This is a genomic window from Candidatus Protofrankia californiensis, assembly GCF_900634765.1.
In the GTDB taxonomy this organism is placed as follows: Bacteria; Actinomycetota; Actinomycetes; order Frankiales; family Frankiaceae; genus Protofrankia; species Protofrankia californiensis.
The window spans coordinates 1-8,123 of record NZ_CAAAFT010000409.1; the positions used below are offsets into that span (position 1 = coordinate 1).

Annotated in this window: 4 protein-coding genes; 2 read left to right on the forward strand and 2 right to left on the reverse strand. The window is 68.0% G+C overall.

What is annotated here, in order from left to right; genetic code table 11:
• Positions 1-2,143: PAS domain-containing protein (locus DD1DGNOD_RS21020; protein WP_206443349.1), on the reverse strand; the 2,143-nt coding region annotated here is incomplete at its 3' end.
• A gap of 660 nt (positions 2,144-2,803) precedes the next feature.
• Here DD1DGNOD_RS21020 and DD1DGNOD_RS21025 point away from each other — a divergent pair.
• Positions 2,804-4,834, forward strand: coding sequence for an acetoacetate--CoA ligase (locus DD1DGNOD_RS21025; protein ID WP_131768230.1), 2,031 nt, complete (start codon positions 2,804-2,806; stop codon positions 4,832-4,834).
• A gap of 124 nt (positions 4,835-4,958) precedes the next feature.
• On the opposite strand, the gene DD1DGNOD_RS21030 is transcribed toward DD1DGNOD_RS21025, so the two are convergent.
• The gene (locus tag DD1DGNOD_RS21030) at positions 4,959-6,230 is read right to left on the reverse strand and encodes an RNA polymerase sigma factor (protein WP_131768231.1); all 1,272 of its coding nucleotides are present in this window, start codon (positions 6,228-6,230) and stop codon (positions 4,959-4,961) included.
• 492 nt (positions 6,231-6,722) lie between these two features.
• Between DD1DGNOD_RS21030 and DD1DGNOD_RS21035 the strand changes: the two genes are divergently transcribed.
• Positions 6,723-8,123: amylo-alpha-1,6-glucosidase (locus tag DD1DGNOD_RS21035; RefSeq protein WP_131770895.1), on the forward strand; the 1,401-nt coding region annotated here is incomplete at its 3' end.

Sequence of the window (8,123 nt, forward strand, 5' to 3'; positions counted from 1 at the left end):
CACCGGCGGCCATCAGGCTGACCACACCAGCCACCTGGCCACGCAGGATCAACGGCACGGCGGCGAGGGTGTGCGCGCCGACATGCCGCATCCACCGCGCCATGTCGGTGGACGACAGCCAGGACGCCCCCTCCAGCGAAGCGATGTGACCACGTCCGGTGAGCGCGGCGAGGTTGACCGGGCTGTCCCGCGGCCACTGGCCCATGCGGGCCCGGGGCATCGGCAGCCCGGTGAGACCGGGACGCACGGAGGCAACCGCCCGCCGCAGGATCGGGGGCCCGGCCGGCGCGCCGGTCGGGTCGGCGGCATCCGGGCCGACCGGACCGGACTCGACCAGATAGACCGCGCACGAGTCGGCGAGTTCACCCACGACGACGTCGGTGAGCGCCCGCAGTGCGCGTTCGGGCTCCAGTGCGCTGCCGACCGCCCCGGTCGCCCGGGCGAGCAGCTCGAGGCGACGGCCGGCTTCCCGGGCGGCAGCCTCGGCCGTGCGGGCCGTCTCCTCCGCCCGGCGGCTGGACTGGGCCTCGGCCAGAACGCGCTCGAACAGCGTTGCCCGCTCCAGCGCCTTGGCACACTGGTCGGCGAGCGCGGTCAGATACGTGCGGTCCACCGCGGAGAACTCACGGGGAGCGCGGAACCCGAAGATCAGTACGCCGAACGGCGCGTCGGTGGTAGCCAGTGGAAGGATCGCCCAGGCACACTCGTCGATCTCGGACAGACTTGCGGCAGGTTCGGGCGCAGGCCACCGCGCGGTCAGCTCCTCCCGGTCGGACAGGAACAGCGGCCGAGCGCTGCGGACCGTCTCCGCCACCGGGTGGACCGCGCCGAGGCCGATCCCGGACCACGCGTGGACGAAGTGCGGAGGGTAGCCGAGCAGAGATCGAAAGTGCAGGCAGTCGTCGGCCTCGTCGACCAGCGCGACCCCCCGGCCGCTCGCCCCCAACGCCTGCCGCCCGGCGTCCAGCACCAGGGCGGTTACCTCGTCGATGGTGACCGCACGTGACAGTGCGGCCGTGACCAGGCGAAGCCGTTCGGTTCGTTCAGTTCGTTCGGTCGTGCCATGCGCGTGAGCCGCCCACGCACCGCGGACCGCCTCAGCGGCACGTACCTCGGTCACGTCACGGCTGATACCGATCCACTCGAGCGGATAATCACCTTCCGTAATAGGAATGACCCGCATGACAAGCAGCCGGTCCGTGCCGTCCGCGGCGTCGAGCCGGAACTCGGCATCGAAAACAGCGCGCTGCTCAACAGCCTTGCGCCAGGCGTCGGCGACCCGGTCACGGTCCTCGGCATGCACCCCGGCGAGCCACCCGGCCCCAGCGATCTCCGAGAGGCTCTGGCCGGTGACGGCCCGCCACCGCGGCATGTCCACGTCCAGGGCACCCCGGGCACCGGCATGAAACACGTCCGCGTCCCCGGCCTGCGCGAGCGCCCGGTACCGGGCCTCAGCGCGGGCCAGCTGGTGACGAGCGTCGCTGATCCTGGTGACATCTGTGGCCACGAGAGCCACACCCAGCAGCACGCCATGGGCGTCCGTGGCCGGAAACCAGCTCATCGTCCAGATCTGCGACGGTTGTGAACCGCCGGTCGCGGCACTGACCTCGAGGTTGGCCACAGGATCACCGGTGGTGAGCACCCGCTGCAGCAAGCGGTCCATCTCACGGCCGATGTCACCCAGGAGCTCCGGCATGGTGCGGCCGATGTGCTCGCCGACCGTCCGTCCGTTCAGCCTGGCCAGGACGTCGTTGACCCGCAGGTAGTGTCCTCGGGTGTCGTAGAAGGCGAAGCCGACCGGCGCCTGGGCGAACAGCGCCTCGAGCAAAGCGATGGTCGACTCCACCGAAGCGAGCGCGCCGGTCAGGTCCGGTACGCCGGCCCAGCCGGGCGCGCCGGTCGGATCATGTGCGCCACGCCGGTCATGAACCGGCTGATGGACGCCGGGTGGGCTCCCCGGGCCCGCTCCTTCGAACTCTTCCCCGACAGCACCCGTGTCATCGTCGTCGCCGTCCATGCCGGTGCCGTCCATGCCGGTGCCGTCGGTGCCGTTCACCCGGTGGGCCTCGTTCCAGGCGGTTCGGTCACCCGCCGATCCGGCCTGCGGATGTCCAGGAGGCTCCTCAAGGAACGGGGTTGTCATGGGAAAAGATTGTGGCCGGTGTGGCAGCGTTGTTCCCAAGGCCCTACCTCTGACGTTTTCGGGCACTAGATCACCACCTGCTCCTGGCACTGGATCACCGCTGGCTGCAGGTGTCGGATCACCGTCACGCCCCACCGTGGGCCGGCACATCACTGGTCGGTCGACAGTCCGAAACACACCTCATGTGCCAGATTGTGCTGGTCCAGACGGGATGCGCGCTGTCCCTCGACCGACAGTGGTGGCACGCATCGCACGGTCACGCATCACATGGTGTAGCCCGGCGGCGATGGTCACGGCATGGTTATGGCCCGCCCGCGCCCCTTCCACTGCCACCAGCCTCACTGCGGTGGCACAACAGGCAGCGATGCGCATGGAAGCGAAGACCGGATTGTCCGACCGCGCAGAACCACCCATGTCCCGACAGTAGCCGGCCCGACCTGTTCACATCGGCCCCACCGAATTTCCAGGGCACATCGACCGCCCCTCCGACAGGCCGGTGTCCCGTGCCCACGTCGGGCCGCATCTCCCGTGATCTTTACGGTTACGGTTCCGGACCCGCCACGTCGTTTCGCGACCACACCGGCGACGGCCACGTGGCGTGATGTTTTCCGGTCTTCCACAGACGTTGGACAAGCCCGGGATTCGTTAAGGTCTGACTCCGTGGCTGTTGAACACGGCAACGAACGCGGACCTGCATCAGGCACCGGGGCAAATACGGACATCGAGGGACGGCTGTTGTGGACGCCGTCCGCGCAACGGGTCCGCACCGCCGGAGTCACCGCCTATCTCGAGTGGCTGGCCGCCGAACGAGGCCGACGGCTGACCGACGCCACCGCCCTGTGGCAGTGGTCGGTGGAGGATCTCGACGGTTTCTGGAACTCGATCTGGGACTTCTGCGCGGTCGAGGGCGAACGTGGGGACGGACCCGCGCTCGTGGACGCGCGGATGCCGGGCGCCCGGTGGTTCCCGACCGCCCGGGTGAACTACGCCGAGAACGCCCTCACCCGACACGGCCCGGCACCCGCGGTGATCGCTGTCCGCGAGGACGCCACCACGGCCGTGGTGTCCTGGGACGAACTGCGCCGCGAGGTCGCGGCCACGGCGGCGGGCCTGCGGCGGCTGGGGGTGGGACCGGGCGACCGGGTCTGCGCCGTGCTGCCGAACTGTGTCCATGCGGTGGTGGCGATGCTTGCCACCACCGCGATCGGGGCGATCTGGTCGTCCTGCTCCCCCGACTTCGGGCCTACCGGCCTTGCGGATCGTTTCGCCCAGGTTCGCCCGGCGGTACTCATCGGCGTCGACGGCTACACATACGGTGGGAAGTCGTTCGACACACTCGGTGTTCTCGCCAAGGTGGCCGAACGGCTACCCGACCTGCGCGCGACCGTCGTCGTTCCCTACCTGGCCGCGGACGCGCTCGAACGTGCCCGCGCCACTGGCCTGCCGGCCGTCCTGGCCTGGGACGACCTGCTCGCCGGGTGCGACGACGCCATCCCGGCCTTCCATCGCCTCCCGTTCGACGCACCCCTGTGGATCCTGTACTCCTCCGGTTCGACCGGACAGCCCAAACCGATCGTGCAGGGCCATGGCGGCATCCTGCTCGAACATCTCAAGTCGTTGGTGCTCCATCTCGACCTCGGGCCGGACGACCGCTTCCTGTGGGTGACGAGCACCGGCTGGATGATGTGGAACCTGCTCGTCTCCGGCCTGCTCGTCGGCGCGACCGTGGTGCTTTTCGACGGGAGCCCGAAGTTTCCCGACCTGGGAGCTCTCTGGCGCCTCGCCGAGGCCGCCCGCGTCACCTGTTTCGGGGCAAGCCCGGGTTTCCTGGCCGAATGCGCGCGCTCGGGCACGGTCCCCCGCGAGGTTGCCGACCTTTCGGCGGTGCGCACCGTGGGGTCCACCGGTTCACCGCTGTCCCCGCAGACCTACGCCTGGGTGTACGAGTCCGTCGGCTCCGACCTGATGCTGTCCTCCATCAGCGGCGGGACGGAAGTGTGCACGGCGTTCGTGCTCGGCCTGCCGACTCTGCCGGTGCATGCCGGAGAGACCCCCATGCGCGGGCTCGGCTGCGCAGTGGCCACTTTCGACGAGCAGGGCAAAGAGGTCGTCGACGAGGTCGGCGAGCTGGTGATCACCGCTCCCATGCCCTCCATGCCGATCTTCCTGTGGGGAGACCACGACGGTTCGCTGCTGCGGGCCTCCTACTTCTCGACCTATGAGGACGTGTGGCGCCACGGTGACTGGGCACGCATCACCTCCCGCGGAACCGTGTGCATACACGGCCGATCCGACGCCACGCTCAACCGCGCGGGAGTCCGGATCGGTACCGCCGAGCTGTATCAGGTGGTGGAGAGCTCCCCTGGTGTGACCGACAGTCTTGTCATCGACACCTCGACCGCCGACCGGCCCGGTGAACTCGTCCTCTACGTCTGCCTGGCCGACGACGCGGTGTTCGACGATGCGTTCACCCAGATGTTGCGAACCACGATCCGTCACGAGCTGAGTCCACGTCACGTGCCCGACCGCATCGAACGGATCGCCGAGATTCCCCATACCCACAACGGCAAGAAGCTTGAGGTACCAATCAGGCGGCTGCTGCTGGGCGAACCGCTGGATCATGCGGTCAGCCTCGGTGCCGTCGCCAATCCCCAGGCACTGCTGCCGTTCGTGCCGCCGACAACACGCTGACCCCGCCTCCCTCGGATGGAATCCATGGACCGGACCCGCCCAAGCGGGTCGGTGCAACGCGAGAGCCCCTGCCCGGTTACCACCCGGGCAGGGGCTCTCGGTCTCGCACAAGGCACAGGAAGCGCTAGTCGAGGAACTCCCGCAACCTGCTCGCGACCGCCGGCTTGCGCAGTTCACGCAGGGTGTCACGCTCGATCTGGCGGATCCGCTCCCGGGTCAGCCCCAGGCGGTTACCCACCTCGGCGAGGGTGTGCTGCTTGCCGTCGGCAAGGCCGAACCGCAGCCGCATGACCTCGCGCTCACGTGGCGTGAGCCCGTTCAACACACCTTCGATCTCGTCCTGCATGGCGCCGTAGGAGGCGGCGTCCGCGGGAGAGGTGGCGTCGGCGTCCTCGATGAAGTCACCGAGAACGGAGTCGCCGTCGTCGCCGACCGCGGTTTCCAGGCTGACCGTGTCCTGCGCGTACCGCCGCAGTTCGACGACCTGCTCGATCGGCATGTCGAGTTCCAGCGCCAGCTCCTCGTCGGTCGGCTCCCGACCGAGCGTGGAGACGAGCTGCCGCTGCAGCCGAGTGATCTTGTTGATCTGCTCGACCACGTGAACCGGGATCCGGATGGTTCTGGCCTGATCGGCCAGTGCCCGACCGATGGCCTGCCTGATCCACCAGGTGGCGTAGGTCGAGAACTTGTAACCCTTGGCGTAGTCGAACTTCTCGACCGCGCGGATCAGGCCGAGATTGCCCTCCTGGACCAGGTCGAGCAAGGTCATTCCCCGGCCGCTGTACTTCTTGGCGACCGAAACGACCAGGCGCAGGTTCGCCGAGACCAGCTGCTGCTTTGCCGCATGCCCGTCACGGACCAGGGTCTGCAGGTCATGCCGTAGATCCGGGGCCAGGTCGGGATCGGTGTCGAGCTTGTGCTCGGCGAACAGCCCGGCCTCGACCCGCTTCGACAGCTCAACCTCCTGCGCGGCGTTGAGCAGGGGCACCTTGCCGATCTCACGCAGGTACATGCGGACGAGGTCGGCGGTTCCGGCGTGCTCGGACGTCGCACGCGCGACAGGAGCCCCACCCGGTGCTTCCTCCTCGTCGAGAACCTCGACCCCGAGTGTGGTCAGCCGGGCGACCAGGACAGGCAGCAGTTCAAGACCGAGATCGGCGGTCTCCAGTGCCTCGCGAAGCTCGGCACGGCTGAGTTCGCCGGACTCACGTCCACGCGCGACGAGCTCGGCGACCTGAGTAACGTCGAGTTCGTCGGTATCATCGGGCACGGCGGCCAAGCCGCGGCTGGGAGCCGTGCGTACAGGAGTGGATGACCGACGAGTCCGTCGCGTGCTCACGGCACGCGTACGCGGCTCGTCGGGGCGCTCATGAAGTTCCAGGGCAGGCAGCGTCATCAGTAGCAGATCCGAAGGTCGGTGCGGGTGGCGGGTCTTGGTGCTTGCACGTATGGGCAACGTCTGGAGACGTCTCTCCCATTCCGCGTTCAGACACAACCGGACGTAAGCGATCGCCGGGTCTACGAAGCAGTGTAGACCCTCACCCTCGGGACGCTGCACCCGCTGTCGCGAAGAGTACTCCGCAGATCGGCCGGTGTGTCACGAATAACTAATTATCTCTTCAGCTCTCCATATCCGCGAGGCAAGAACAAGACTAGCCACGACGATCCATCAACATGACCACAATTATGACAGACGGACCGTAACAATCGTCACTTAGAGCAACTGACAACAGGGGGGTCGGGCCGCGGGGTTTGGCACCCGCCCCTGTTACCGGGCGCTTGGAGCAACCGCCGTGGCAACGACCGGCAACAACTGGCAACGACGTGGCCGGGGACGCACAGGCGGAATCTGATGGGCGGTGTTCGCGTCCCCCGGTACCCTCGCACGATGTCGTTACCGGTCCTGTCGTCCGAGGTGCTCGCCGAACTCCGAACGTCCGCGATCCGGGTGCTCCAGGACAACGATCTGGGCGACGCGACACGACCGTCCCCGACGCTCTACCCCCACCAGTGGCTATGGGACAGCTGCTTCATCGCCATCGGACTTCGCTGCGTCGACCCCGAGCGGGCCTGCCGGGAAATCCTCTCGTTGCTACGGGGCCAATGGCCCAACGGCATGATCCCGCATGTCATCTTCTCCGGGTCCGGCAGTTACCACGCCGGGCCCGACCGGTGGCGTTCCGATCTTGTCAACACCGCCCCGGGGCAGGTGCAGACGACCGGCGTCACCCAGCCTCCGATGATCGCCGAGGCCGTCGTCCGCATCGGCGAGGTGCTTGACCCGGCCCGGCGACGGGACTTCTACCACGCGGTCTACCCGGGCCTGGTGCGCTACCACTGCTGGCTGTACCGCGAACGCGACCCCGACGACACCGGGCTGGTCACCCTCGTCCACTCGTGGGAGTCGGGGATGGACAACACTCCCACCTGGATGGAGCTGACGCGCCGTGCGGCTCCCATCCCCCTGAAGCTCATCCGCCGGCTCAACGGGGACAGCGCACTCGACGCGCTGCGCCGGGACAACAAGGAGGTCCCAGCCGACCAGCGACTGTCCGCTACCGACCTTTTCACTCTTTACCACCTGGTCGGGGAGCTACGCGACGCCCGTTACGACTTCCGCCGGATCCGGGCCTCCCGTGTTCCCCTGGTTCAAGACGTTGCCTTCAACGCGATTCTCGCCCGCGCGAACGACCACCTGCGCGACATCTCCACCGAAATCGGCGAGAAGCTGCCCGATCAGCTCCTGCGCTCGGCCCGCCGGACCAGGGCGGCGTTCGCCACCCTGTTCGCCGACGGCATGTACTGGAGCCGTGACGCACGTTCCGGCAAGCTGATCCGAAGGCCCACGATCGCCGGCTTCCTCGCGCTGTACGCGGGTGTCGTGCCCCCCGCCAGTGTCGAGGACCTTGTCACCCGAATGACCGCGCAGCGATTCTGGCCCACCCACGGCATCGCCAGCACCCCCACTGACGATCCCGACTTCCAGCCACGCTGCTACTGGCAGGGTCCGGTATGGGTGAACATGAACTGGCTGCTCGCCGACGGGCTCGACCGTGCCGGCCGCGGCGAGCTCGCCGAACTGCTGCGCACCGACACGATCTCCATGATTGCGGGCTCCGAAGGACTGTATGAGTACTACTCGCCGTTCGACGGTGCCGGGGTGGGTAGCAACCACTTCTCCTGGACGGCGGCCCTGCTCCTGGACCTGCTCGACGGCCGGAGGCCCACGCACCACATGCCGTCCGCCCGGAAAGTTCTGGACGGGGAACACCTGAGCCGGCGCGGCGGC